26 protein-coding genes are annotated in these 25,019 nt (G+C 61.6%); 15 read left to right on the top strand and 11 right to left on the bottom strand.

The annotated features are described in order from the left end of the window. Positions 1 to 142: 142 nt before the first annotated feature. Entirely contained in the window at positions 143 to 439 is a 297-nt protein-coding gene (gene rpsT, locus LNV08_RS07475; protein ID WP_263533073.1) for a 30S ribosomal protein S20, read from the bottom strand. Positions 440 to 613: 174 nt separating this feature from the next. On the opposite strand from rpsT, the gene murJ reads away from it, so the two are divergent. The 8 genes from murJ (at position 614) to LNV08_RS07435 (ending at position 8,505) form a co-directional block, all read left to right on the top strand. Next, a complete protein-coding gene (gene murJ, locus LNV08_RS07470) occupies positions 614 to 2,176 on the top strand; it encodes a murein biosynthesis integral membrane protein MurJ (protein WP_263533072.1) in 1,563 nt (520 codons plus the stop codon). A gap of 19 nt (positions 2,177 to 2,195) precedes the next feature. After that, positions 2,196 to 3,065, top strand: coding sequence for a SirB1 family protein (locus tag LNV08_RS07465; RefSeq protein WP_263533071.1), 870 nt, complete (start codon positions 2,196 to 2,198; stop codon positions 3,063 to 3,065). A 94-nt stretch (positions 3,066 to 3,159) separates the two neighbouring features. After that, positions 3,160 to 3,843, top strand: a complete 684-nt coding sequence (hda, locus tag LNV08_RS07460; RefSeq protein WP_263533070.1) for a DnaA regulatory inactivator Hda — start codon at positions 3,160 to 3,162, stop codon at positions 3,841 to 3,843. Next, positions 3,840 to 4,508: an HAD family hydrolase gene (locus LNV08_RS07455; protein ID WP_263533069.1), complete on the top strand. Its 669-nt coding sequence runs from the start codon at positions 3,840 to 3,842 to the stop codon at positions 4,506 to 4,508. The genes hda and LNV08_RS07455 overlap by 4 nt, the downstream gene beginning before the upstream one ends. Further along, a complete protein-coding gene (gene pcnB / locus LNV08_RS07450; protein WP_263533068.1) occupies positions 4,505 to 6,109 on the top strand; it encodes a polynucleotide adenylyltransferase PcnB in 1,605 nt (534 codons plus the stop codon). Before LNV08_RS07455 ends, pcnB begins: the two co-directional genes overlap by 4 nt. A gap of 11 nt (positions 6,110 to 6,120) precedes the next feature. Further along, complete coding sequence (folK, locus tag LNV08_RS07445) at positions 6,121 to 6,627, top strand: 2-amino-4-hydroxy-6-hydroxymethyldihydropteridine diphosphokinase (RefSeq protein ID WP_263533067.1); 507 nt, start codon at positions 6,121 to 6,123, stop codon at positions 6,625 to 6,627. Positions 6,628 to 6,834: 207 nt separating this feature from the next. After that, positions 6,835 to 7,482, top strand: a complete 648-nt coding sequence (locus LNV08_RS07440; protein WP_263533066.1) for a DUF47 domain-containing protein — start codon at positions 6,835 to 6,837, stop codon at positions 7,480 to 7,482. Positions 7,483 to 7,494: 12 nt separating this feature from the next. Further along, positions 7,495 to 8,505, top strand: coding sequence for an inorganic phosphate transporter (locus LNV08_RS07435; protein ID WP_263533065.1), 1,011 nt, complete (start codon positions 7,495 to 7,497; stop codon positions 8,503 to 8,505). Positions 8,506 to 8,582: 77 nt separating this feature from the next. Here the strand turns inward: LNV08_RS07435 and LNV08_RS07430 are convergent, their stop codons facing one another. Together LNV08_RS07430 and LNV08_RS07425 are read right to left on the bottom strand one after the other, a co-directional pair. Further along, positions 8,583 to 9,059 (bottom strand): TM2 domain-containing protein, encoded by a 477-nt coding sequence (locus tag LNV08_RS07430; protein ID WP_263533064.1) that lies wholly within the window; start codon positions 9,057 to 9,059, stop codon positions 8,583 to 8,585. Further along, positions 9,056 to 9,631, bottom strand: coding sequence for a GNAT family N-acetyltransferase (locus tag LNV08_RS07425; protein WP_263533063.1), 576 nt, complete (start codon positions 9,629 to 9,631; stop codon positions 9,056 to 9,058). Before LNV08_RS07425 ends, LNV08_RS07430 begins: the two co-directional genes overlap by 4 nt. 226 nt (positions 9,632 to 9,857) lie before the next feature. Between LNV08_RS07425 and rpsP the strand changes: the two genes are divergently transcribed. From rpsP to LNV08_RS07390, 7 genes are all read left to right on the top strand, one after another. Then, the gene (gene rpsP / locus LNV08_RS07420) at positions 9,858 to 10,109 is read left to right on the top strand and encodes a 30S ribosomal protein S16 (protein WP_263533062.1); all 252 of its coding nucleotides are present in this window, start codon (positions 9,858 to 9,860) and stop codon (positions 10,107 to 10,109) included. A gap of 12 nt (positions 10,110 to 10,121) precedes the next feature. Beyond that, positions 10,122 to 10,748 carry a ribosome maturation factor RimM gene (rimM, locus tag LNV08_RS07415; protein WP_263533061.1) on the top strand — a complete coding sequence of 209 codons (627 nt, stop codon included), beginning with the start codon at positions 10,122 to 10,124 and terminating at the stop codon, positions 10,746 to 10,748. A gap of 17 nt (positions 10,749 to 10,765) precedes the next feature. Beyond that, positions 10,766 to 11,560 carry a tRNA (guanosine(37)-N1)-methyltransferase TrmD gene (trmD, locus tag LNV08_RS07410; protein ID WP_263533060.1) on the top strand — a complete coding sequence of 265 codons (795 nt, stop codon included), beginning with the start codon at positions 10,766 to 10,768 and terminating at the stop codon, positions 11,558 to 11,560. Positions 11,561 to 11,761: 201 nt separating this feature from the next. Next, a complete protein-coding gene (gene rplS, locus LNV08_RS07405; protein ID WP_263533059.1) occupies positions 11,762 to 12,115 on the top strand; it encodes a 50S ribosomal protein L19 in 354 nt (117 codons plus the stop codon). A gap of 169 nt (positions 12,116 to 12,284) precedes the next feature. Next, a complete protein-coding gene (locus LNV08_RS07400; protein WP_263533058.1) occupies positions 12,285 to 12,980 on the top strand; it encodes a CoA pyrophosphatase in 696 nt (231 codons plus the stop codon). Positions 12,981 to 13,008: 28 nt separating this feature from the next. Next, positions 13,009 to 13,998: a CobD/CbiB family protein gene (locus LNV08_RS07395; protein ID WP_263533057.1), complete on the top strand. Its 990-nt coding sequence runs from the start codon at positions 13,009 to 13,011 to the stop codon at positions 13,996 to 13,998. Positions 13,999 to 14,199: 201 nt separating this feature from the next. Continuing rightward, positions 14,200 to 14,736 carry a hypothetical protein gene (locus tag LNV08_RS07390; RefSeq protein WP_263533056.1) on the top strand — a complete coding sequence of 179 codons (537 nt, stop codon included), beginning with the start codon at positions 14,200 to 14,202 and terminating at the stop codon, positions 14,734 to 14,736. A gap of 98 nt (positions 14,737 to 14,834) precedes the next feature. On the opposite strand, the gene LNV08_RS07385 is transcribed toward LNV08_RS07390, so the two are convergent. The 8 genes from LNV08_RS07385 to LNV08_RS07350 all read right to left on the bottom strand — a co-directional run bounded on the left by LNV08_RS07385 (position 14,835) and on the right by LNV08_RS07350 (position 24,902). Then, positions 14,835 to 15,773: a Tim44 domain-containing protein gene (locus tag LNV08_RS07385; RefSeq protein WP_263533055.1), complete on the bottom strand. Its 939-nt coding sequence runs from the start codon at positions 15,771 to 15,773 to the stop codon at positions 14,835 to 14,837. Between the two features lie 67 nt (positions 15,774 to 15,840). Continuing rightward, positions 15,841 to 16,617, bottom strand: a complete 777-nt coding sequence (locus tag LNV08_RS07380) for an SDR family NAD(P)-dependent oxidoreductase (protein WP_263533054.1) — start codon at positions 16,615 to 16,617, stop codon at positions 15,841 to 15,843. Next, the gene (locus tag LNV08_RS07375; RefSeq protein WP_263533053.1) at positions 16,614 to 17,273 is read right to left on the bottom strand and encodes a class I SAM-dependent methyltransferase; all 660 of its coding nucleotides are present in this window, start codon (positions 17,271 to 17,273) and stop codon (positions 16,614 to 16,616) included. The genes LNV08_RS07380 and LNV08_RS07375 overlap by 4 nt, the downstream gene beginning before the upstream one ends. Before the next feature lie 4 nt (positions 17,274 to 17,277). After that, on the bottom strand, positions 17,278 to 17,925 hold the full coding sequence (locus LNV08_RS07370; protein WP_263533052.1) for an RluA family pseudouridine synthase: 648 nt from the start codon (positions 17,923 to 17,925) through the stop codon (positions 17,278 to 17,280). Further along, the gene (locus LNV08_RS07365; RefSeq protein ID WP_263533051.1) at positions 17,922 to 18,398 is read right to left on the bottom strand and encodes a tyrosine-protein phosphatase; all 477 of its coding nucleotides are present in this window, start codon (positions 18,396 to 18,398) and stop codon (positions 17,922 to 17,924) included. Before LNV08_RS07365 ends, LNV08_RS07370 begins: the two co-directional genes overlap by 4 nt. 14 nt (positions 18,399 to 18,412) lie before the next feature. Then, a complete protein-coding gene (locus tag LNV08_RS07360; protein ID WP_263533050.1) occupies positions 18,413 to 19,129 on the bottom strand; it encodes a TVP38/TMEM64 family protein in 717 nt (238 codons plus the stop codon). Continuing rightward, positions 19,126 to 23,058, bottom strand: a complete 3,933-nt coding sequence (locus tag LNV08_RS07355; protein WP_263533049.1) for a non-ribosomal peptide synthetase — start codon at positions 23,056 to 23,058, stop codon at positions 19,126 to 19,128. The genes LNV08_RS07360 and LNV08_RS07355 overlap by 4 nt, the downstream gene beginning before the upstream one ends. Before the next feature lie 8 nt (positions 23,059 to 23,066). Continuing rightward, complete coding sequence (locus tag LNV08_RS07350; protein ID WP_263533048.1) at positions 23,067 to 24,902, bottom strand: cyclic nucleotide-binding and patatin-like phospholipase domain-containing protein; 1,836 nt, start codon at positions 24,900 to 24,902, stop codon at positions 23,067 to 23,069. Between the last annotated feature and the right edge of the window lie 117 nt (positions 24,903 to 25,019).

The following is a 25,019-nucleotide window of genomic DNA, read 5'->3' as shown; positions in this document are numbered from 1 at the left end:
GACTTTCGTCCGAGCGAGCATTTGAGTTCGTTCCAACCTATCTGCAAACAAGCAAATAGGGCAGCGCTTCACAAAATAGAGAAGCAAAATAGAAAAGGCCCGCTTTTCAGCGGGCCTTCAATCTTTGCACCAGAACCGGTTTTTAGGCGGCCAAGGCCTTGATTTTTGCCGACAGACGGCTCTTGTGACGAGCTGCCTTGTTCTTGTGAAAGATGCCCTTGTCAGCGACGGAGTCGATGACAGTTTCAGCGATCTTGAACAGCTCTGCTGACTTGACCTTGTCGCCGGTCAAGACAGCTTTTTGTACGTTCTTGATGACCGTACGGAATTTGGAACGCAGCGCCGTGTTGGCGGCGTTGAGCTTAGTGTCCTGGCGAACGCGCTTGAGGCCCGACGCCAAACGGACTGTTTTCTTCTTAGCTTTGGAAGAGGTTGCCATGCTGTGATTCTACCCAGTTGGTGCAAAGACCGCGAGTGTAGCACTGAAATGACAGTTTGACAAAGCTTTGATGGCAATTGCTGCTGAAAACAGCGCGTTCTGCGGATGATAATGCGCCGCTTACACCGCTTGTGGCCGATCCGGCCCTGGGCTCAAACGGTTTCCACCCTATCAATGAATCTGCTGCGCGCTGCTTCCTTTATTTCAATTCTGACTCTGGTGTCGCGGATTACCGGTCTTGTGCGTGAGCAAATGGTGGCGGCGCTGTTTGGCGCCAGCAGCTTGACCGACGCGTTTCAAGTCGCTTTCCGTATCCCCAATCTCTTGCGTCGCTTGTTTGCCGAAGGGGCGTTTTCGCAAGCCTTTGTGCCGGTGTTGGCGGGCACCCGGGCACGCGAAGGGGATGAGGCCACTCATGCGCTGATCAATGCGGTAGCCACCGTTTTGTTGTGGGCCTTGTTGCTGACTTGCGTGCTTGGCGTGATTGGTGCGCCGATCTTGGTCTGGGCCTTGGGTTCGGGTCTGCCCGCGTCAGCCCATGATGTGGCCGTGGTGATGACGCGCTGGATGTTCCCCTATATCGGTTGCATGTCCCTGGTGGCGCTGTCGGCCGGCATCCTGAACACCTGGAAGCGGTTCTTGGTGCCGGCAGCGACGCCGGTCTTGCTGAATTTATCTGTCATCGCGGCTGGGTTTTTGCTGGTGCCTCGGCTGCAGGCTTGGGGTTGGCAGCCGATTTATGGCTTGGCCATTGGCGTGATGTTGGGCGGCATCTTGCAACTCTTGATTCAGGTGCCGGCCTTGCTGCGCATCGGCGCTTTGCCGCGCATGGGCTTGAGCCTTGGGGCCTTGCGTCAGTCCTGGCGACACGCCGGCGTGCAGCGTGTCTTGGGGCAGATGGCGCCCGCGCTGGTGGGCGTGGGTGTGGCGCAGCTGTCGTTGGTGATCAATCTTCAAATCGCCTTGCTGGTAGGTGCGGGCGCAGCGTCTTGGCTGACCTATGCCGACCGCCTGATGGAATTTCCAACCGCTTTGCTCGGCGTGGCCCTGAGTGCAATTTTGACCCCGCAACTGTCGGCCGCGCTGGGTAAGGGCGAGCCGCAGGCCTATTCCGCGCTGTTGGATTGGGGCTTGCGCCTGGTGTTCTTGTTGGCGCTGCCTTGCTCGGTGGCGCTGCTGGTGTTTGCCCAGCCCATGGTGGCTGTGCTCTATCACCGCGGGGCTTTCCAAGCCAGTGATGTGCTGCACACCACCAGCGCCGTGATGGGCTACGGCGTCGGCCTGATTGGCTTGGTTGCGATCAAGGTGCTGGCGCCGGGTTTTTATGCCCAGCAAGATACCCGCACGCCGGTGCGCATCGCCGTGACGGTTTTGATACTGACGCAACTCTTGAATCTCGTGTTTGTGCCTTGGCTGGGTGTTGCCGGCTTGGCCATGTCGATCGGCCTGGGTGCCTTGATCAATGCCACCTGGCTGCTGGTGGGTTTGCGCCGCAAGGGGAGTTATCGGCCTGCGCCGGGTTGGCTGAGTTTTGCCCTGCGGGTGGGGCTGGCCAGTGCGGCGATGGGCGGCTTGCAGTTCTACTTGGCGCGCAGCTTGGATTGGATTGCGCTGGGGGCAACGGAATTCACCCGCGCCCTATGGATGGCGGGTAGCTTGGCCGCTTCGGCGCTGCTGTTCTTTGCTGTGCTGCTGATGCTCGGCGTCAATCTGCGGCAGTTTGTGCGCCGCGTCTGATGATCATTAAACTCGGGCCATGAGCGAATTTTTGCGTTTGAAGGTGCCCACACCGCTGGAGTATTTTGCAAGCTTGGTGGCCGAGGATGGCGGCTTGAACTTGCTGGAAGCGGCCGCGTCGATTGCTCAGGATGAGTTCCCTGCGCTGGATGTGGAGGCGGTGGTGTCCGAGGTCGAGGCGCTGGCGCAGCGCTTGCGTCAGCGCATGCCTGGCGACGCGAGTGCCCGACACAAATTGCAGGCGTTGACCCGATACTTCCATCAAGAACTGGGTTTCGCCGGCAACGTCAACAACTATTACGAAAGCGGCAATAGCTTCGTCCACCATGTGATGGCGACCAGGCGCGGCATCCCCATCACGCTGGCGGTGATCTTTCTGGAACTGGCGGCGCATGTGGGCCTGCGCGCGCAAGGCTTGGCGTTTCCCGGGCATTTCCTGATCAAGGTCAGCATGGGTAACGGCGAGGTCGTGCTGGACCCGTTTACCGGGCAGTCCTTGTCGCGCGAGCGTCTGGACGAGTATTTGCAGATATTTCGTAAAGGGGCGAGCTTGCATGGGGCGGTGGAGTTGCCGGTGGAGTTGTTCATGCAGGCCGCGCCGCCGCGCGATATCTTGGCTCGCATGCTGCGCAACTTGAAGGAAATCTACCGCGCTTCGCAGGACTGGCCCAGGCTGCTGGCGGTGCAGGAACGGTTGGTGATCCTGTTGCCGAGCGACGCGGCCGAGCGACGAGATCGTGGTCTGGTCCTGGAAGCCATGGGTCAGTGGCGGGCGGCCACCGAAGACCTGGCCTTCTATGTCGAGCGCTCGCCTCAGGCCGCCGATGAGCCGGACTTGCGCCAACGCATCGCGCAAATGCGCAAACACGGCACCCCGCCCTTGCATTGAAGCGCTCTTTGCCTCGGCAACTAGAATGCCGGCGGCCCTTGAAGGCCCGGGGTTTTCCTTTGGCGGACTTGTGAATGTCTTGGACTGTTGGATTTTGAAGCAAATACCGCTCGCGATTGGCCCAGCGCCTACCTTCACCTTTGAGAACTTCCTGCCCGGCGCCAATAGCGCCGCTTTGGCACATTTGCAGGCCTTGCGGTCCGCAGGCCCTGGCGCGCCGCCGGTCTTTTTATGGGGCGGCGGCGGGAGCGGTAAAACCCATGTCTTGCGTGCTTTGGCCGAGGACTGGCAGGCCGCCGGCGCCCAAGTCGCTTGGTACGACGCCGACACGCACCTGCCTTGGGACTTGCCCAGTCAGCCGAGCTTGCTGCTGCTGGATGATTGCGATCGCTTTGACGCCGGTCAGCAGCATGCCGCCTTCGCGCTTTTTGTCGAGGCAGCCACTCACGGCTTGGCGGTCGTGGCCAGCGGGCACGCGCCGCCGGTTGACCTCGAACTGCGAGAAGATTTGCGCACACGGCTTGGTTGGGGCCCAACCTTTGCCCTGCAGCCTTTGTCCGAGGCCGAAACAAGGGCGGCTTTGCGCATCGAGGCCGATAGGCGGGGCATCTTGTTAGCCGACGAGGTAATTGACTATTTGCTCAATCGCTTCGCCCGCGACTTGAAAAATTTGATGCGCTTATTGGACCGCTTGGATCAATTTGCGCTCGCAGCGAAACGTGCGGTGACAGTGCCGCTATTGCGCCAGATGCTGGCAGACGAAGGACTTGTGGGATGAATTTGACGCTTTTCGACCTTGACGGCACGCTGATCCCAAGCGATTCGGACCATGCTTTTGGCGCTTTTATGGTGGACATCGGCTGGGCAAATGGTGAGCAATGGCGAGAGCGCAATGACGAGTTCTACGCCCAGTACCAGGACGGGCGCCTGGATCTGGCCGAGTACATCGAATTCGCCACCTCGGTCTGGCGCAGCCGGCCGTTGCAAGAAGCGCAGGCGGCCCGTGAGCGCTTTATGGTCGAGGTGATGGCGCCGATGTTGCAACCCCAGGCGCGGGCCTTGGTGCGCCGGCATGCCGATGCTGGTGATTTGATCGCAATCGTGACGGCCACAAATGAGTTTGTGACGGCCCCGATTGCCGCAGCTTTCGGTGTCGAGCATCTGATCGCGGTGCAGTTGCAGCGCGGTGCAGATGGCGCCTACACCGGGGCCATTGAAGGCGTTCCGTCCTATCAGGCTGGCAAGATCGAGCGTGTGCAGTCTTGGTTGCTGAGCTTGGGGCGACAATGGCAGGATTTCGAGCGAATCACCTTCTACAGTGACTCGGTCAATGATTTGCCTCTTTTGGATTTGGTCAGCCACCCGGTGGCCACCAATCCGACCCCGGCGCTGGCGGATATTGCAACTGCCCGCGCTTGGCCCATTCTGAATCTGTTCGCATGATAAAAAAATTCATAGACAAGCTTTTAGGCAAGCCCTCGCTGGCCAAAGTGGCCAAGGCCGCCAAGGCCGTGGCGCCGGCCAAAGCGGCCAAGCATGGCCAAAGTCCTTTGGGCAAGCGGGTCGAGGTGTCGGTGGCCGAGCATGGCATCGACCCCAGCTTGCTGGACGAGCGCGCCGTGCGGGTCGTGCAGACCTTGACCGAGGCGGGCTTTGAGGCCTATATCGTTGGCGGCGCGGTGCGCGACCTGCTTTTGGGCATGCGGCCCAAAGATTTCGATGTGGCCACCGACGCCACGCCCGAAGAGGTCAAGAGCCTGTTTCGGCGCGCTTTCATCATCGGCCGGCGCTTTCGCATCGTCCATGTGGTTTACGGTCGCGGCCGTGAGCATGAGGTGATCGAGGTTTCTACCTTCCGGGCGCTGCTGGTCAATGAAGGTGCCGAGCAAGTTGTCGGTAACGAGAAGACGTCCAAAGCAGAGCTGGCCGGCAAGTCCCATGTAGTAGATGCAGCCGGACGGGTTCTGCGCGACAACGTCTGGGGCCCGCAAATCGAAGACGCGGCGCGGCGCGATTTCACCGTCAACGCGCTCTACTACGATCCGCAGCGCCAGTTGGTGGTGGACTACCACGGCGGCTTGGCCGACGCGAAGAAACGTGTGCTGCGCATGATCGGCGACCCCGAGACGCGTTACCGTGAAGATCCGGTGCGTATCGTGCGCGCCGTGCGCTTTGCGGCCAAGCTCGGCTTCGAGTTGGAAGCCAAGACGCGCGCGCCGGTCAGGGCGATGGCGGAGTTGTTGGCCAATGTGCCGGCCTCGCGATTGTTTGACGAGATGATCAAGCTCTTGCAGACCGGCCATTCGCTGGCCAGCCTGGAGGAGTTGCGCAAGCAGGGCTTGGCGCGCGGCGTCTTCCCGGTGCTGGACGCGATGCTGGACGAGAACGGTGAAATGGCGGACGCCGATGGCGTGCGCGGCAAGTTCTTGCGCATGGCTTTTGAGGACACCGATTTACGCGTCGCCGAAGGGCGCGGCGTGTCGGCTAACTTCATGCTTGCATGCATGTTGTGGTTTGAGGTGCGAGGCCGCTGGGCGGCCAACCGTGAGGCCGGCGAGCCGGTGATTCCAGCGCTGCAGCAGGCCATCGACACGGTTTTCGATGCCCGCATCGGCGATATTTCCGGCCGCGGCAAGTTGGCGACCGAGATGCGTGAAATCTGGATGATGCAGCCGCGTTTCGAGCGGCGCACCGGCAGCGGCGTCTACACCTTGATCGACCAGCCGCGCTACCGCGCTGGTTTTGACTTCCTGCGCCTGCGCGCCGATGCCGGCGAGATCGACGCGGCGCTGGCCGACTGGTGGGAAGACTTTGCCCTGGGCACCGACGACGAACGCGAAGCCTTGTTGGAGGAAGCCCGTGAGGCCGACAAACAGCAGCGCCGCGGACCCAGCAAGGTGCATCAATTGCCGCGCAAGGCGGGCAGTGGCGAGTCCGTCGCTCCAGCGGCTCCGGCTTCAGAGGCAGAAGGGGATGCTGCCCCAGCCAAGAAGCGCCGCCGCCGCCGCAAGCCCGGCAGCAGGCCTGCGGACAGCGCAGCCTAGGCTCGCATTTGATGTCGCTGCAGCCTAGGCTGGCCTATATCGGCCTAGGGGCCAACCTGGGCGATCTGGCTCGCACCTTGAGCCAGGCCCTGGCGGCCCTGGGTGGTGCCGCGCAAGTCCGACTGCTGGCGGTTTCAAGCGCCTACCGCAGCGCGCCGATTGACGCCGGTGGCCCCGACTATTTGAATGCGGTGGCCTGCGTTGAAACGACCTTGGCCCCCGAGGCTTTGCTCGACTGCTTGCTGGCGATCGAGCAGGCGCATGGCCGGCTGCGCCCCTTCGTCAACGCGCCGCGCACCTTGGATCTTGATCTGCTGCTTTATGGCGATTTGCAGATGGCCAGCCAGCGCTTGACGCTACCGCACCCGCGTTTGCATCAGCGCGCCTTTGTCCTGCTGCCCTTGCTTGAACTGAATGCGGATGTGCAGGCGCCGGGCTTGGGGCGCTTGGTGGACTTTGTGCCCGCAGTCGCCGATCAGGTGCTGGAGCGCTTGGCGGCACCGCTGCTCCAGCCCTAATCGCCCTTGCGGTTCGTGACTACGGCGCTTTTTGCTACAAATTGATATGCATGGCCTTCGGGACGAAGGCTGCGCCCTTACACTCTCGGCCTTGCGCAAAATGACATCTTGATGTCAATTTTGTGACTTTCTCGCCTTTTTGCGGGGCTGCGAGAGATTTGGCGCAATTTAATGCAATCAGGTGGCCCCAGCGCCTCAGGAGATTTCATGTTTTTTGGCAAGTTGCTGCCCCGCGAGGGAAATTTTTTCGAGCTTTTCAACGAGCATGGTCATCAGATCGCGGAAGGGGCGCGCTCCTTCATGCTGATGCTGCAGAACTACGACGATGTGGACTTGCGCGAGAAGTACGCCGCTGAAGTGGACAAGGCCGAACACCAGGCCGACCGCATCACCGCCGAGGTCAACCGAGCCCTGCATCTGACCTTCATCACGCCGATCGACCGCGAGCAGATTCACGGCCTGATCAATGCCATGGACGATGTGCTGGATCTGCTGCAGGACTCCACCGAGACCTTGTCTTTGTATGACGTGCGCCGCATTCCCGAGGATGTTTTGCGCCTGGGCGACCTGAGCCTGCGCTGCTGCGAGCGGGTTCAGCATGCGGTGTCCTTGCTGCCCAAGCTGAGTGAGCCCAAGACGGCGGAAGCGGCGATCAAGGCTTGCGAGGAAATCGACAAGCTGGAGTCGGATGCCGATCGGGTGATGCGCTCGGCGATGTCGGCGCTGTTCCGCGAGGAAGAGGATGTGCGCGAGTTGATCAAGCTGAAGGCGATCTACGAGCAGTTGGAGTCGATATCCGACCGCTGCGAGGATGTGGCGAATTTGATCGAGGGCATCGTCCTCGAGAACTCCTGAGCCGGGCGCGCAATGCAGTCGGTAGAGCTCGCGTTTTGGGTCGTCGCCATGCTGGTGATTCTGGCCCTGCTGTTCGACTTCATGAACGGTTTTCATGATGCAGCCAATTCGATCGCCACGGTCGTATCGACCGGGGTCCTGAAGCCGCAGCAGGCCGTCTTGTTTGCGGCTTTTTTCAATGTCTTGGCGATTGCGATTTTTCAGCTCAAGGTGGCCAGCACCATTGGCCGGGGCATCGTGGACCCTGGTGTCGTTGACCATCATGTGATCTTCGGCGCCTTGATTGGCGCCATTGCCTGGAACGTCATCACTTGGTGGTACGGCATTCCTTCGAGTTCATCGCATGCCTTGATCGGCGGCATTGTCGGCGCGGTCATCGCCAAAGCAGGGCCGGGGGCATTGATCGCAGCAGGATTGATGAAGACTATTTTGTTCATCTTCGTATCGCCGCTGCTGGGGTTTTTGCTGGGTTCGATCATGATGGTGATCGTGGCTTGGCTATTCAGGCGCAGCTCCCCGCTGCGCGCGGACGGTTGGTTTCGGCGCTTGCAGCTGGTGTCTGCGGGCCTGTACAGCCTGGGGCATGGCGGCAATGACGCGCAGAAGACGATTGGCCTGATTTGGCTGCTTTTGGTGGCTTCTGGCTATATGTCGGCGCAGGACGAGCGTCCTCCGACCTGGGTGATTTCGAGCTGCTACATCGCCATCGGCCTGGGCACGATGTTTGGAGGCTGGCGCATTGTGCGCACCATGGGCCAAAAAATCACCAAGCTCAAGCCGGTCGGGGGCTTTTGTGCCGAAACGGGTGGCGCCATCACCTTGTTCTTGGCGACCACGCTGGGCATTCCGGTCTCCACCACGCATACCATCACAGGTGCCATCGTCGGTGTCGGGTCGGTGCAGCGTGCGTCAGGCGTGCGTTGGGGCGTGGCCGGCTCCATCATCTGGGCCTGGATATTCACAATTCCCGCTTCAGCCTTGGTGGCCGGACTTTTTTACTGGCTCAGTTTTACCTTGTTCTGAGCCGAGTGCTCGGCAATGAGAAAGGCCTGCGCTTTCCCAAGCTCAGGCCTTTTTTCACTTTCACTTTTACTTTTTGACTATTGGCCGCTCGGCTTTGGCGGCTCGGCCTCGACCTGGCTTTCAAAGTAACGCTGGGCACTGAAGGCAATGGTGGCCATCAAGCAGGTGCCGCCTATCAGCAAGCTGGCGATCACCGCCAGTACGGCGCCCCAGCCGTTTGGGCGCGGCGCTAGGCCCGGGTTGTGTTGCGCATCCCATTTTTCATCCGGCTTGAGACCGTAGACGATGGCGCACAGCGTTGCATTCACCAGCATCAAGCCCAGCAGCGGTATCAGCAGCCAGCTGAGCCGGTCATCCTGACCTAGCAGTTCCATGCGTTGAACGCCGTAGAGGCCCGCCAGCGTGGGAATGGGGTGCAGCCATGCCAGGCGGTCCCGCCAACCGTAGAGATACAGCCTGTGGAGGCCAAAACAGCCCAGCAGCAGGGCGGTCCAGGCGGCAATGGTCTTTGATTTGTAGTGCTGCGACGGAGTGGCGCCGTTTATGTTGCTCATGCCGGACTTCCTTGCGGGTCGGCTTCAGGGCTGTTTTGGTCGCCTTTACCCAGTTCGCGCTGCATCATCACCACATCGAGCCAGCGACCAAACTTCCAGCCGGCACTTTTCAGCACGCCGGTGTGCTGAAAACCCAGTGAGCGATGGATGCCAATCGAGCCCTGGTTGTCGGCGTCGCCAATCACGGCCAGCATCTGCCGTGCACCTTGCTGTTCGCAGCGAGCGATCAGCTCGGCCAGCAGCAGCTTGCCCAGGCCCATGCCGTGCACATCGGGGTGCAAATAAATCGAGTCCTCCACGCAAAAGCGATAGGCCAGGCGAGGGCGGAAGTAATTGGCGTAGGCATAGCCCAAGACCCGGCCATCTGCCTCGGCCACCAGCCAGGGGAGCTTGCGGCCCAGCACTTCGGCGCGCCTGCGACCCATCTCTTCGAGCGAAGGGGTTTCGGTTTCAAAGGTGCCGGTGCCTTGTTGAACGGCAAGCGCATAGATCGCTTGTATGGCGCCGATGTCGGCGTCCGCGCTGGGTCTGATCGTCAAGGAATCGATGAATTTGAGCTTTTCTGAGTTCATATGTGTCCGGGTTGATTGCGTGAGTTTATAATGCTGGGTTTTGGCGCTGGTTGAATCTTCAAAGGCCTTGGGTCTTAGAAGGTTTGGCGTATCTACAGGGCCAACCACGGCGGCGGTGCAGGACGGGATTTGCTTTTTGCGATTCAGGCTTGACCCACGTCACTCCGATCTACTCGCCCTGAGTGTCTCCTGGTGCGATGGATGCAATAGATTCATAGGAAACATCATGGTTGTAATTCGATTGGCTCGCGGCGGCTCCAAGAAGCGCCCCTTCTATAACATCGTTGTGGCGAACAGCCAGCAGCGCCGCGACGGCCGCTTCATCGAGCGCGTTGGTTTCTACAACCCCGTGGCTTCCGGTGCAGCCGAGCCTTTGCGCGTCGCTTTGGACCGCGTTAACTACTGGATCGGCGTTGGCGCCCAGTTGTCGCCTACCGTTGAGCGTCTGGTCACCCAGTCCAAGAAGGCTGCAGTCTAAGCTGCCCGCCCAATGACAAGAGCACCTGCCAAACTCCAGACTTCTGCCCTTGGCTCCACGGAGCAAGCTTGGCCAGAAGATGCGATTGAAGTCGGGTGCATTCTTGATGCCTGGGGCGTCAAGGGCTGGATCAGGGTGCAAGCCTATTCCAGCGATGCCCAGGCGCTGTTCTCCTCGCGGCGTTGGTTTTTACGAGCTAACGAAGCAATTGAGGGGAAGGGCCCAACCGTGGTGCGCAGCAAGCCGCTGCCACGGCTGTTAAAAATTCTTTCGATTCGCGAGCATGGCGAGGGCATCGTGGCCAGTGTCCAGGACATCGCGGATCGCAATGCGGCTGAAGCGCTGCGCGGCGCGCGCATCTTCATCTCGCGCTCGGCCTTTCCGAGCACCAATCCGGATGAGTATTACTGGGTCGACTTGATCGGCCTGAATGTGACCAACCGGCAGGGCGAGGCGCTGGGTGAGGTTATTGGCTTGATCGACGCCGGCCCGCACAGTGTGCTGCGCATCATGCCGCCGGGTTTGACGGCGCCCATCAAGCCCGACCAAGAGCGTCTCGTTCCATTCGTTGCGGCTTTCGTTGACGATGTTGATCTTGAGCAGCGCCAGATCACCGTCGACTGGGGCTTGGACTTCTGAGTCCGGGCCAGCGCAGCATGCGCTTTGACGTCATCACCTTATTTCCCGAACTGTTTGGGCCGCATCTGAGTCACGGGGTAACCCGGCGTGCTTTTGAGAGCGCTCAGGTTGATGTGCGCCTGTGGCAGTTGCGCGACTTTGCTGAAGATAACTACCGCCGTGTCGATGACCGGCCTTTCGGCGGCGGCCCCGGCATGGTGATGCTGGCCGAACCGCTGGAGCGCGCGCTGAACGCGGTCAAGCTGGAGCGTCAATTGGCCGCGCTAGATGGTGGCGGCCCGGTCATTATTCATTTCAGTCCTACCGGCCAAGCCATCACTCAGAGCTTGGTGCGCGACTTGGCCAAAGGGCCGGGTGGGGTGCTGCTTTGTGGTCGCTACGAGGGTATGGATCAGCGCTTTCTGGACCGTCATGTTACGCTGGAACTGAGCTTGGGTGACTTTGTATTGTCGGGCGGCGAGTTGCCCGCCTTGGCGCTGTTGGATGCGATTGCACGCCTGCAAGATGGCGTTTTGAACGATGCCCAATCGCATCAGCAGGATAGCTTTTCGGACGGGCTGCTGGACTGCCCGCATTACAGTCGCCCGGAGGTCCTGACTGGCTTGGGGGCTAGCGATACGGGTCTGCCGGTGCCGGCGGTGCTGATGTCGGGTCACCATGCCAATATCGCCAAATGGCGCCGGGAAAGATCTCTTGAAATCACCCAAAAGCGCAGGCCGGAGTTGATCGACCTGGCCCGCGAGGCTGGTGCGCTGAGCAAGAGCGATGAGCGATTCTTGCGTGAGCTGGCGAAAACTGACTCGAAGAGCTGAAACTTTCGCAGGGCTCCGGCTTTTCTGCTATAATAGGCGGCTGTTCGATCCTCTGGTGGGTCGATTTTGGCTTGAGTGCTTGTGGTCGGACCGTGCTGACTTTGCGCAGTACACCCAGCAAGTGCAGGCTGGAATCAGGAAATTGGCGGCCATGTTGGCCGTTTAGCTTGTTGATGCCACCATGATCATTAGGAGAACTCTGTGGACTTGATCCAAACCCTTGAGCACGAAGAAGTTGCTCGCCTGAACAAGGTATTCCCTGACTATTGCCCCGGCGATACAGTGATTGTCAGCGTGAACGTCGTTGAAGGTACACGCAAGCGTGTGCAGGCTTTCGAAGGCGTTGTGATTGCCAAGCGCAATCGCGGCCTGAACTCCAGCTTCATCGTTCGCAAAATCTCGAACGGCGAAGGCGTCGAGCGTACGTTCCAGCTGTACAGCCCATTGATCGCTTCGATCGTGGTCAAGCGTCGCGGTGCTGTGCGTCGTGCCAAGCTGTACTATTTGCGCGATCGTTCGGGCAAGTCGGCTCGAATCAAGGAAAAATTGGGCTGATCGAATTTCGACTCCGGTCGAAATTCGGGAACACGGCTGTAGTGAGTTTTGCTGCAGCCGCCCAACGACAAAGCCGCCTCAGGGCGGCTTTGTCGTTGCTGGGTAGTGGATTTGGTTTTTCTGTGCACTGTGCCAAAGGTTTTTTGCACTTTCCCCTATGCTCTGAGCCATGGTCCGACCCCCTATCTTGAATCCCCAAGCCGTGCCCTGCAGCTCGGTTGATGAACATTTGCCGGCCGTCGCATTGGCTCAAATGATGCCCGAGGCTTTGCGCGAGCGCTTTGCCAATCCGCCCATGTGGCAAGCCGAATTGCTTGGGGATGGCGGGCTGTTCCCGGGGCGCAAGCCGGCCGATGCCGCCGTGCTGCTGCCTTTGGTGGCCTATGACGATGGCCTGCGTTTGTTGCTGACACGACGCACCGACCATCTGCGCGACCATGCCGGCCAAGTCAGCCTTCCCGGCGGGCGGGTCGAGTCACAAGACGCGTCACTGGAAGCGACCGCTCTGCGCGAGACCGAGGAAGAGATTGGTCTGTCCCGAACATTCGTGGAGGTGCTGGGGCGATTGCCTATCTACACCACCGTCACGGCTTATCGAGTCACGCCGGTGGTCGCGTTGGTCAAGCCAGGGTTTGAGCTGAAGCTGCAGGAAGGTGAGGTCGCCGAGGCCTTCGAAGTGCCTCTGCAGTTTTTGATGACGCCGGCTCATCATCGGCACCATGTGTTTGAGTTCGCCGGCGACCGACGGCAGTTCTTGTCGATGCCATGGCGCAACAAAGAGTCAGCTGCTGACGCTCAGGAATACTTTATTTGGGGTGCAACTGCGGCGATGCTGCGCAACTTCTACCGTTTCCTCAGCGCGTGAGCCCGCTCGCCCGCTATCATTCCCGCCCATGAACTTCTTTGCGGTCCTGCTTGCTTTGCTGTGTGAACAGCTGAAACCTTTGCGCCATGGCAATGGCATTCATCAAGGCGTGATTGGATGGGTGCGTTGGACCGGGCGAAATTTTGACGCAGGGCGTGAGCACCATGCCACCGTGGTCTGGTGCATCACCGTGCTCGGGCCTGCACTGTTGACGGTGCTGATCTATTTGACCGTTAGCCACTTCAGCTTGTTGTTGGCCCTGGGCCTGGACATGTTGGTGTTGTATCTGACCCTGGGTTTCAGGCAGTTCAGTCATTACTTCACCGACATCCGTGACGCACTTGAGCGCGGTGATGACTTGGAAGCGCGCCGCTTGTTGTCGGAGTGGCGCCATCTGGATGCCAGTGAGCTACCGCGGACCGAGCTGGTGCGCCATGCGATTGAGCATTCCTTGTTGGCCGCGCATCGCCATGTGTTTGGCGTGTTTTTCTGGTTCGTCGTGCTATCGACCTTAGGCCTCGGGCCGGCGGGCGCGGTGCTGTACCGCATGGCCGAATTTGTCAGCCGCTACTGGGCCTTCAAGAGCCGCACCTTGGACGCGCCGACCAATCTGCGCTTGATGCAGTTGTCCAGGCGGCTGTTTGGCCTGATCGACTACCTGCCTGCCCGCTTCACGGCGGTGGGTTTCACCATCGTGGGCAATTTCGAAGAAGCGGTGAACGGCTGGCGGCGCGATGCCGGCCTGTGGCTGCATCCCAACGAAGGCATTATTTTGGCCTCCGCTGCCGGGGCCCTGGGCCTTCAATTGGGCGGCGTGGCCGCACCGGGTGTCACGCCGGATCGCAGCAAGACCTTTGATGCTGGTGTGGACTCGGATTCGACCCTGGCCGATGGCTCAACACCGGGGCAACTGCCACAACTGGGCCATTTGCAAAGCGTGGTCGGTTTGATTTGGCGTTCGGTCGTGCTGTGGATGCTGTTGCTGGCCTTGCTGACCTTGGCCAATTTGGTCGGTTGAATGGTTTGACCATCGCTCTGTACACGGGTTTTGCCGCGCTGCCATCGAGCCAGCGTGTAGTTTTTTATAGCAAAAAGTGGCGGCCCGTGCGCTGCGCGATTAAAGTCCGTGGTGTGGAAGTCGAAATAATGCACATGATCTGCTTCGAGCCGACTTGCTTGCACTCAAGCGAGGTGCCGACGCAGCCCAGCAAAGTCTCTCTTGCGGAGGTTTGCCATGATTAATGCTGTAGCTGGTGCCGTTGAAAAAATTCCGGCTCCAAGTCGCCCTAGCGGTGAAGAGTCACTGAAGCGCCGTGAAACGCCTCAAGCCATGACGGCGGCAACGGTCGAGCAGGATTCGGCCGTGGTAGAAATCTCGAGTGAAGGCGCTCGATGGGCACAAGCCAAGACGCAAATGCCGGCCGAGCGCTCCGAGCCTGCGCTGGCGTCCCAAGCTGCCGCAAACAATGAGGGAGCCGAGAATGCCACTGCCAGCGCATCAGCGCAGCCGGCAGCAAGCGCCACGCAAAAATCCGCTAGCCCCGCCAAGCAAGGGGCGACGAGCGAAACAGACCAGTTCGATGAAGCAGATGCGAATCAGGACGGCACGGTGAACGTGCTTGAACGCCGAGCTTATGACTTCATGCACCCAACCCTGGCACGTTACCCAGGGTCAGCGGATGAGCAAACGCCACGCACGGTGGCGGCGGAACTGAAGGCTTATGAGGCAGTGGCGCGCAGTGGGCGCAATCTCTGACCTGCAAACAGACGCAAAGCTGGCACAACGCCGGCACAAAAAAGGCCCGTTGACACGGGCCTTTTGATTTCTTGCTCAGGGTTTTACCAAGGCCCGTATCAGGCCGAGGCCGTAGCTTGGATACCCGCAATCGCCCATTCCTGGCTTTCGTCAACCGGGCGGACCAGGTGCCAGACCTCATCGAAGTTTTCGGCCGCTGCTTCGCTTTGCTCACGGATCAGGCCCCAGAACCGCACGCTGACGATTTGTTGGCCATGCTCTTGCACACGCTCAATCACGCGGGCATCAAGCTGCAACACATCGGTACGCTGAATGGCGCCTTTGCGGTCTAACAGCTCTTGTTGCACCACGCCATACATTTCCGGCGTGGTGAAGCGGCGCAAGTCGGCTTGGTCGCCGGCATCATTGGCTGCTTGCAAGCGTATGAACACGCGTTTGGCGAGTTGCTCGAAGCCGGCATTATCAAATCCGTCACTTGCGAGCGCAGTTGTGGGTACAGTCGCAGCGGCGGTCGCAACCGGCGCTGCGGTGAACGCGGCTGGCGGGCTCACCGGCGCAGCAACTGGCTGCTGTGGCTGAGTCTGAAATGGTGCACCGGCACCCGCGTACTGCATACCTTGTGCTGCGGGCTCCTTAGCGGCGCGCATACGGCGCATCACAAAGCCGACCACAAACATCAAGGCCACGCCGATCAGCAACATGGTCATCACATTGGCCAAGGCCCCGCCCATGCCGAAATGGCTGGCCAAAGCGGCAATGCCGAGGCCTGCGGCCAAACCTGCGATCGGACCCATCCAGTTGCGCTTGGGTGCGGCAGCAGCGGCTGCACCTGGGGCGGCGGCGGCTGCCGGCGTAGCGGCTTGCTGGGGCGCGGGGCTGGCCTGCTGTGCCGGTGGTCCCTTGGCCGCATCGGCAGGGGGGGCAGTGCGCTTCATGCCGGAGGAGCCGCCTCCGCCCAGGCGCTTGGCTTCGGCGTCAAACGTCGTCAAGCCCAAGGCCAAAACAGCCACCATTGCAGAAATCAAAAATCGTTTCACAAAATTCCTCCAAGCCTCAATTGGCCGTCGCGTTAAGGTGGGGTTGCTGCGGCGGCTTTCAAGGGCCTCAGCGCAGATCAAGTTCACGCACATCGGCAAGTACCGTGGCACCAAAGTCCCCGCGCGCAAGATAACTTAAAACCTTTTCCGCTGCGGCTGTAGGGCTTAGCAATTGCCCGCTGGTCTTGAAGTTAGCAAACACGGCTTGATCCGGGAATTTGCTTGGATCGCCGCTGCGCAATTGGGCTTGCATTTCCGTGTCGATGATGCCGGGCGCCAAGGAGACGATTGCCGCGCCGTCCGGTTTGGCTGCTTCATCGAGGGCCATGGCGCGCGAGAGATTGTCCATGCCTGCCTTGGCGGCGCAGTAGGCCGCACTGCCCGCCATGGCGCGGCGGCCCAGGCCGGACGAAATGTTCAAAATCCGCCGTTGCCGGCCCAGGGCAGTCGTGCCGCGCAAGAAGGCGCTGCTCAGGAGCAGGCAGGCTTCCAGCCCGACGCGAATTGCCGCCGACAGGTCTTGCAGCGACGCACATTCGACCGGGCCGGGTGTGGGCACGAGGCCGGCGTTATTGATCAAAGTGGCGCGGCTGAAGCGCCCGCTGGCTTGCGCCTCCAGCCAGCTTTGCAGTGCCTGCGCGGCGGCCAGCGGCTGGCTCAGGTCATATTGCCACTGCATCAGGTTTGGCATCAGTTGAGCGCTCTGCGCCGCCTCATTCAGCGCGGCACTTTGCCCGCGCGAGATCCCGATCACGACATGGTCGGGATGCAGCAATTGGCGGGCGATCGCCTCGCCCATGCCGCGTGAAGCGCCGCTGACGATGTAAAGCTCTTGCTGTTTCATAGAGTTTCTTTCGGAGGAGTCGAGGCGCTGGCCGGCGCCATTCGGCCAAAGACCAGCAGCAGATTATTGGCAGGCATTTTGATCGCATCCCGCAGGCTGAGCTGGCAGGCCTTGGCCTGAGCCGCGACTTCGTCCAGATGGCGCAGGCCCCAGGCCGGGTTGCGCTCGCGCAGGTCTGCGTCGAAAGCCAGATTGCTGGGGGCGGTGTCCACGTCGCTCTGTAAGAACGGGCCGTAGACGAGCAAAAGCCCCGTCGCCGCGAGGTGGCGCGCCGCACCTTGCATCAAGGCCGCACAGGTCTGCCAGGGCGATATATGCAGCATATTGGCGCAGTACAAGGCGTCCAGCGTCTGATGGCTGGGCGGCAGGGCCCAATCGGCTTGCAAGACATCGACTCTCACGGGTGCAGCGCCATGCGGGCGCCAAGCTGCAATGGAGGCCAGACCTTCGGGCGTCGGGTCTGAGCCCAGCCAGTTCCAGCCCGGCATTTGGGCGGAAAAATGTGCAATATGTTGGCCGCTGCCGCTGGCTACTTCCAGTGCTATGCCTTGGACGGGAAGCAAGGGCAGCAGCGCGGCGAGGATGGCGTGTTTGTTGCGCTCGGCGGCGGGCGAGTGCAGGGCGGCAGGGTGCAAGTTGGCAGTGGGCAAGGTCATGGTGTCAAAACTCCGGTGGGGACTCGAAACTCAGATCCCAGTCTGGCAGCTTGAGTGTGCGGGCGTGCAAATACATGCGCGGGGCGGCTTGGCCGCGGTACAGCGTGTCGCCGATGATGGGGTGGCCCAATGCCAGCATGTGCACGCGTAGCTGATGCGTGCGGCCGGTCACCGGCTCCAGCTCCACGCGCGTCTGTTGCGCGCAGCGCGACAGCACGCGGTAGCGCGTCAGCGAGGCTTTGCCGATTTGGTGGTCAATCTTTTGACGCGGGCGGTTCGGCCAATCGGTGATCAATGGCAGGTCTACTTCACCCGCGTCGGGGAGGGGCAAGTTGCCCGCCAGCAGCGCCTCATAGCGTTTGTGCACGCGCCGGCCTTCGAACGCCATGCTCAAGGCGCGCTGCATGGCCGCGCCGCGTGCGAGCAGCAGCAGGCCCGACGTGGCCATGTCCAGGCGGTGGACGATCAAGGCCTCGGGGTACAGGCGCTGCACACGGTGTATCGCGCAATCCTGCTTGTCTTCGCCGCGGCCCGGCACCGACAGCAAACCGCTCGGCTTGTTGATCAGCAACAGCGCGTCGTTGACAAACAAGAAATCGACGCGAAGCCCTTCGTCATCGAGGCCGACCCCAAGAACTTGTGTGCCGCTCAAAATTGGTCTATCCAGCCCGATTGCAAGGCGGACTGAGGGTTGGATCCGGCCGCCCGTACGTGGCTGAGCGCGGCTTCGCGGTCCAAACCTGCTTGCTTCAAGACGCAAGCAGCGACCGTGCCGGTGCGACCCAGGCCGGCGGCACAGTGCAAGAAAACCTGCTCCCCCAGTTGCAAGCTATGCGTCACTTGTTCAACCCCTAGGCGAAAGGCGGCAGGGTCGGCGCCCAGCCCGAAGTCGCGCATCGGCAGATGCTGCCAGCGAAACGGCAGCCGCCCCTCGGCAATAGCCTTGTGATAGGCGGGAGACAGGCCGGCAATCTCTTCCAGCGGGTTCAGGCAGACCACCAGATTGAGGCTGCGCAGGCGGGCTTCGTCGAGAAACGCGCCCCAGGACTCCAGGCGGCCAGGCATAGAGCTCAGCCAGAGGCGGCCGCTCAGATTCGGGGGCAAGGTGAGGGATCTAAATGGCATGGCGCTATTTTCGATCAGCTTTGATGACGCCGCTGCCATCGCCGCAAACCCATCGCCAACGCGAAGGCAAGCAGCAAGACCAGCAGCGTGATCAAACCCAGCCAAAGCCAGTCCTCGCGGCCCGCTTGCTGCACGGCGAGCAAGAGGCGCTCCATGAAGAAGGCCATCACCAAGGTGCTGGGCGTCATGCCTATGGCCGTGCCCAGCAGCATGTCACGCAGCCGGATATGGGTGGCGCCGGCCACCATATTGACGACCGCAAACGGCGCCAGGGGCAGCAAGCGCAGCGTGATCACGGCCCAAACGCCACGGCCGCCCAACTGCTCGCTGACTTGGCGTACCTTGGGGCCGGCCAGCCCTTGCAATGCTTGATGGCCCAGGCTGCGCCCGATGGCATGGCTGGCAGCCGAGGACAAGAGGGCGGCACCCACACTGCAGACAAAGCCCTGCCAAGGCCCCAAGGCGGCGATCAACAACAGGCTCAGCACCGACAGCGGCACCGCCAGCGTGAGGCCCAGGGCGGCTCCCAGCATGGCCAAGCCAGGGCCGAGTTCGGCGCCGCTGCTTCGCAACTCGGTCAGCCCAGCGGCGAGATCCAGCTTGCCGCCGCTCCAGATCCAGGCCAGGGCGAGCAGGCTCGCCAGTAGAAGCGCCAACAGCACAAGGCGTAGCTTGAGATGCTTGATCGCGGGTCCTGGCTTGACTGCGCTTAGGTCTTTTGTCTGCTTCATGCAGCCTCATTCTCGCCCTGTGCTTGAAGCAAGAACTGCCGCATCGTCTCGGCCAGCTCGTTCACATGCTGAGCCTCAAACATCGAGCCATGCAAGCCGCTGACCAGCCGCGTTTGTATGTCTTGGGGCATCAGGCGGTGCCAGCCCTGAAACAAGAATCGGTTCCAACTGGCCAAGCCGGTTGATTTGACCAGCAGCACCGGGCCGGTAAACGCATGGCAGCGATGACCCCGCAAAGCGAGCACCTGGCTGATCAGGCCAGGGTCGCTGAACATCGCGCTGAGTCGCCGCCCGTTCATGCTCAGATCCTGCATATGCAGCTTGCTCACCAGCCAGCCGAGTGCGCGCCAAGAAGTGGCTCCGCCAAACACCGCGTCCGGATGAATGGTGTCGAGCAGCATCAAGCCCAGCGGTTTGCGGCCACGTTTTTGCAGCTCAAGCGCAGTGGCCAGCGCGGTCACGCCGCCGACCGAAAACCCGGCCAGCCAAACGGCCTGATCGCCAGTCTGTGTCTGGGCTTCGATGCAGTCAGCGTACAGCGAGGCGAATTCCTCCATCGTGGCGGGTGCCGGGGACAGCGGCGCCTGCAACATGAAGAGCTGTGTGTCACCTTGCAGGGATTGGGCCAGGTTCTTCAGCCGCAGCACATCGCCATGGCCCGAAGCCGCCAGAAATAGGGCCGGCGCTGGGGCCGATGTGTCAGCCGAGGAATCGCTGAGCGCATGCAGAACACCGGGCCTGACGATGGGCAGGCTCAAGACCCGCGCCAGGCTCGCAATGCTTGGATGCTCGCTGATCAACTGCAGCGGCAAGGGCCGGCCCAGTTGGTCTTCCATGGCGCCCAAGATGCTCAGCGCGGCCAAAGAGTCTCCCCCCAGCTCAAAGAAGTCATCATCCATGCCGATGCTGCGTATGCTGGCCATGCTGCCATCCCGCGGGCTCAGCGCCTGTTGCCACAGGGCCAGCAGTCTGTGCTCCATCGCTGTTGCGGGCGGGCGCAGGCTTTTACTTTGGCATTGCTCGCCTAGCGGCAGCGGCAGGGCGGCGCAGTCGAGCTTGCCGGTGCCGGTCAAGGGCATTGCATCCAGCCAGGTGAAGCCGCTTGGCCGCATATAGTCGGGCACTTTCATCCGCAAGCCGGCCTGCAGTTTGAGCGTATCGCAGCGCCGTCCGACCAGCCATGCATGCAGCTGCGCTTGACCGCCCAGCTCGATTTTTTGCACGACGGCCTGCTCTATGCCGGGCAGCGCACAGCAAGCGGCCTCGACATCGCCGGGTTCGATCCGGTAGCCCCGCAGCTTGATCTGGCGGTCGATGCGGCCGCTGAAGTGAAGGCGTCCGAGGACATCCAGCCAGCCGCGATCGCCGCTGCGGTAGATGCGCTGTCCGGCCGCAAAAGGGTCGGCCATGAAGGCCTGCTGATCGAGATCGGGCCGGCCCACGTAGCCGCGTGCAAGCGCGCCGCCGCCGATATAGATCTCGCCAATGGCGCCGAAGGGCAGCAGCTCTTGCCCTGGCCCCAGCACATAGATGCGGCTATCGTCGATCGGGCGACCCAGTGGCAAGTCAGCGCCGTATTCGGGCGCCTGTGCTTCGGCCGTATCAAGGGTGCAGTCCCAAGAGGTGGCGAAGATGGTAGCTTCCGTTGGACCGTAGACATTGAACAGTTGTGCGCCGGTTTCACGCACAAAACGCGCGGCCAACTCGGGCGCCAAGACCTCGCCGCCGCAACAGGCCACACGCAGCTTCAGCCCCGGCTTGCCATGCCAGCCGGCCAAGAGCCCGGGCAGGCTGGAGGGCACCAGGGCGCTGAAGGTCGTGCCATGCCTGAGCATGAAGTCCGCCAAACGCTGCGGGTGCAGCTTGCCGGGCGGCGGCAGCGCAATGCTGGCCCCTTGGGTCAGCGGCAGCAAGAGCTCGATCAGCGCCGGGTCAAAGACCAGTTGTGTGCCTTGGGCCGAGCGGTCGTTGGCGTCGATCGCCCAGGCGCGGGACAGCCAAGCCAGCCGCCGTGACAAGGCGCCGTGCTCGACCATCACGCCCTTGGGCCGCCCGCTGGAGCCCGAGGTAAACAAGACATAGGCCAAGTCATCGGGGCTGGCTGTCGCCCATAACCCTTGCGCTTGCGAGGGCGCCACCGCTGAGTCTGAAGCCACACGCACAGGCAGGCAGCGGCTGTGCAGCGCCGCCAAATTGGGGGTGGCCGAAGCGTCCAACAGCAAGGCGACGGCGCCGCTGTCCGCCAAGATCTCGGCTAAGCGAGCCGTGGGCGCTTGCGGGTCCAGCGGCAAGAACGCGGCGCAGGCGCGAGAGATGGCCAACAATGCGGTCACCATCTCAGGCCCGCGTTCAATGGCCAGGGCCACCACCTTGTTACGTGCAGCGCCCAAGTCGCGCAAGCGTCGGGCCAGCATTTCGACCCGCTGAGCAAGCTCACCGTAGCTGAGGCTGCCGCCATCCCACACCAGCGCACAGCGCTGCGGCCACAGCGCGGCTTGATGCTCGAAAAGATCGATATAGGCTTGCGGCGCGTCCAACTGAGCGAGATCTTTGTGCAGCCCTTCCAGCAAGGCCCAGCGCTCTTCGGAGGGGACAATGTCTAAGGCCTCAAGGGAGCGGTTTGGGTGCAGGGCCAAGGCCTCTGCCAGGGCCTGCGTCAAGTGCCAAAGCCTGCGCGCCAAAAGCTGCGGCTCAGCCGGCCCGAAGCAGTCTTGGCTGGCTTCAACAATCATCTCGGGGTCGGCCTGGGCATCAAACTCGCACACCGTCAGCGCCAGCGGATAGCGTGCCACGCCGGCAAAGAGTTGGCGCGAGTCCACCAGCTGTGCCGCGCCGAAAGACAAGGCGTAGTCTTGCCGCTCAAAAGACAGCACAAGGTCGAGCAGACTGTCGCGACCCGCACGCATCAGCTGTAAGGAATGACTCAGCTCACTCAAGGGGTAACGCGGATGGCGCAGCGCGCCCTGTATTTGCTGGCTGACATGGCGCAGCAAGTCCGCCGCGCTCGCACCGGCTTCAATCTGCACGCGAACCGCCAGAACGCCGACAAACATACCCGGCGTGGCGCGGTAGCGCCGGCCCGAGCGGTTCAGGCTGGGCACGCCGATCAGCAATGACGAGCGGCCCAGCAGGCGGGCGTAGTACAGCGCGACAGCGGCCAAAAAGCAGGCAAAGACGCTGCTCCCCGAGGCTTCTGCGTTGGCCGCCAAGCGGTCGTAGGCGGGCCTGGGCAAAGGCAGTTTGAAAACATCGGCTTCGGGCAGGGCTTGGCGCCTTAGCTGGCCTTGGCCTTGGCTTTGGCGCGATGCAATCAAGGCGCCGTCCAGCAGGCTTTTTTGCTTCCCTGCGAGGTGTTCGCCGAGCTGTTGCTGCCAGTAGCTGGCGTCTCGCTCAAATTGCACCGAACTTCGGTAGGCCACAGACTCGGCAATAAAGTCTTGGTAGCTGGGTGCTGGCAATGCCGTGGGGGCTGAGTCTGAACCCAGCTCCGCGTAGATTTCGCTCCAGGCTCGCATCACTTGGGTGGTGCCCCAGCCGTCCATGACCAGGTGGTGAAACTGAATCGTCAGCCCATGCAGCAGATCGTTGGCCCGCAGCAGGGTGAAGCGCCAAGGAGGCTGGCCGTCTAACTCGAAATGCTGGCGCATGCTTTGCTGCCACCAGGCGCGCATGCTTTCACGTGGGTCGTCGCTGGCATCAAGCCTGATCAAGTCGAGCTGCGGCTCGAAGTGGCTGAGCAGGCATTGTGTGCCGTCAGCGTGAGGGGCCAGGCGCAGCGCGGCATGGCGCGCCACCAGCAGCAGCAAGGCCTGCTGCAGGCGTGCCACATCCAGTGGCCCGACAAGGAAGCCGGCGCCGCCAATGTGCAGATGTGTGCTGCCCGGCCAAGCGCGCTGATCGAGCCAAACCTCACGTTGGCTGAGGGACAAATCGAGTTTCAAGCCCGGGGCTGGTCTGACTGCTTGGGAAGATCCCATTGGCCAATTTTCTCCATCGCATAGCGGTAACCAACTTCGGCAATATCGGCACCTCGCCCGTAGGCCATGAGGGCATATTCACCGACCGGCGGTTCCAAATAATGGTCAGCCTGTGCGATGGTGCGAACTCTCTGGTTCATGCTGCCCACATGGCTGGCGCTGTAAAGAATCTCGGCAATCCCAGGGGAGACCGGCGCGCGGGTAGAAAATTTTGACTTGAGGGTGCTCCAGGCGCTCAGGCGCTTGAGCGCGTGATCGGCAAGCAGATTGGCACGCACATCCACATCAATCGCGATGATCAAACCGTTGCCACGCCGCCTTTCTAACTTGGTACCTAGGCGCATGCGCATCGCCTGAACGGGCACGTTGTCCAGAATGGCACCATCCACCAGCAAGGCGCCTCGCATCAATACCGGCGGCAGCAGGCCGGCCGGGGAGTTGCTCGCCAGCACGGCCTTCCACAGCGGGCCGGCGTCCAGCACCTGCGTATTGCCCAGGCTCAGATTGCAGGCTGCCGCGAAATAAGGACGCCAGAGTTGCTCAATCTGAGCGCTGCCAAACATGCGCTTGAGGTCGCGCTCGACCCGGCGCCCAGCCGCCAGCGATACCAAGGGCAGGGTCGGCCTTTCGCCGCCGGCCGCGAAGCGCTGCGTGTGTCGCAGGATATCGGCCAAATCATGGCCTAGCGCGTATTGCGCACCGATCAAGGCGCCCATGCTGTTGCCGCCGATCAGATCAACCGCAAGCCCGCATTCCTGCAAGGCACGTAAGACCCCCAGATGCGCGAAACCGCGCGCACCGCCGCCGCCCAACACGATGCCGACGGCGCTACCGGTCAGAAAGCGCGCCAAGCGGGCCGAGTCTCCCAGCCTGCCCCGGCGCAGCGGGTAAATGCGTTCGACATCACGCCCCAACAACCAGGGCGCTGGCGGCACAGCTTGCACTTGCGCGGGGCTGTGCAGCAACACCAAGTGACGGCGTTTGAGCAAATAGCCGGGTTCCAGACAGAGCGTCAACTCGATATCGGCAAGCCTGGGGTCGGCCTCGGCATCGGCCACAAACACGACTTGATCGGCTTGTCTGAAGGCGTAGCGGGTCCAAGCGCAGTCTTCGCCCGAGCTCTCGTACAGGATGAACTCATGCTCTTCCTCGATGCGCGGCAGGGCTTCTCGTGGCACGGCTTGGCCATTCAGCAATAGCTTGCTGCCATCGGCAGCAGCTTGAAGGTGCGCCACCCGGCCATGCTTTGCAAATGCCAGGGTCAGGTCTTGCCCCAGGCTTGTTTGCTGCCCGTGTTGTTGCTGGTGTTGAAGCGGCAGCAGCACAAAAGTCTGGGCCAGATGTCGATCGGCCGGGTCGGGTGCATTGCGCATGCGGTCATAGACCGCCTTGAGGAAAACCTGCGACAGCTCGAGCGGGAAGCATTGCAGCAGCCGCTCATATGCTTGGCGGCTCAGCAGGGCCAAGCGCGAATCGCGCACGGCCGTGACATCTTGGGCGCGCGCCTGGCCCAGGATCATTCCCAATTCGCCAATGCTTTGGCCGGGCTGAATCTGGTTATAGAGCAGCAGTTGGCCGTCGGTGCCCTGGCGTGAAACCCGCAGCCCGCCGCTGATCACGAAGATGATGCAGTCGGATGCGGCGCCCTCGTGAATCACGGTTTCGCCACCGTGCACGCTCTTGAGCGTCATCGCGTCGGCCAAGGCCTCAATGATCTCGGTCTGGAGCGCACCAAATACCGAGCTTGAACGCAAAACGTCGATGACGCGGGCACGGCTGCTTGGGGAAGGCTCCATCGAAGCAGTCTAGCCTGTGGCGGTGCCCCGAGTGGACACAAATCAGCCCCCGATTGCAGGCACGAGGTCAGTGCAGAAAGAACAACACCCGCTGCTCGGTAAGAAACAGCGGGTGCG

The sequence above is a fragment of the Paucibacter sp. TC2R-5 genome (assembly GCF_025717605.1).
GTDB classification, from domain to species: domain Bacteria; phylum Pseudomonadota; class Gammaproteobacteria; order Burkholderiales; family Burkholderiaceae_C; genus Paucibacter_A; species Paucibacter_A albus.
The sequence above is the reverse complement of the archived record's forward strand: the minus strand, read 5'-3'. Positions and strand labels throughout refer to the sequence as shown.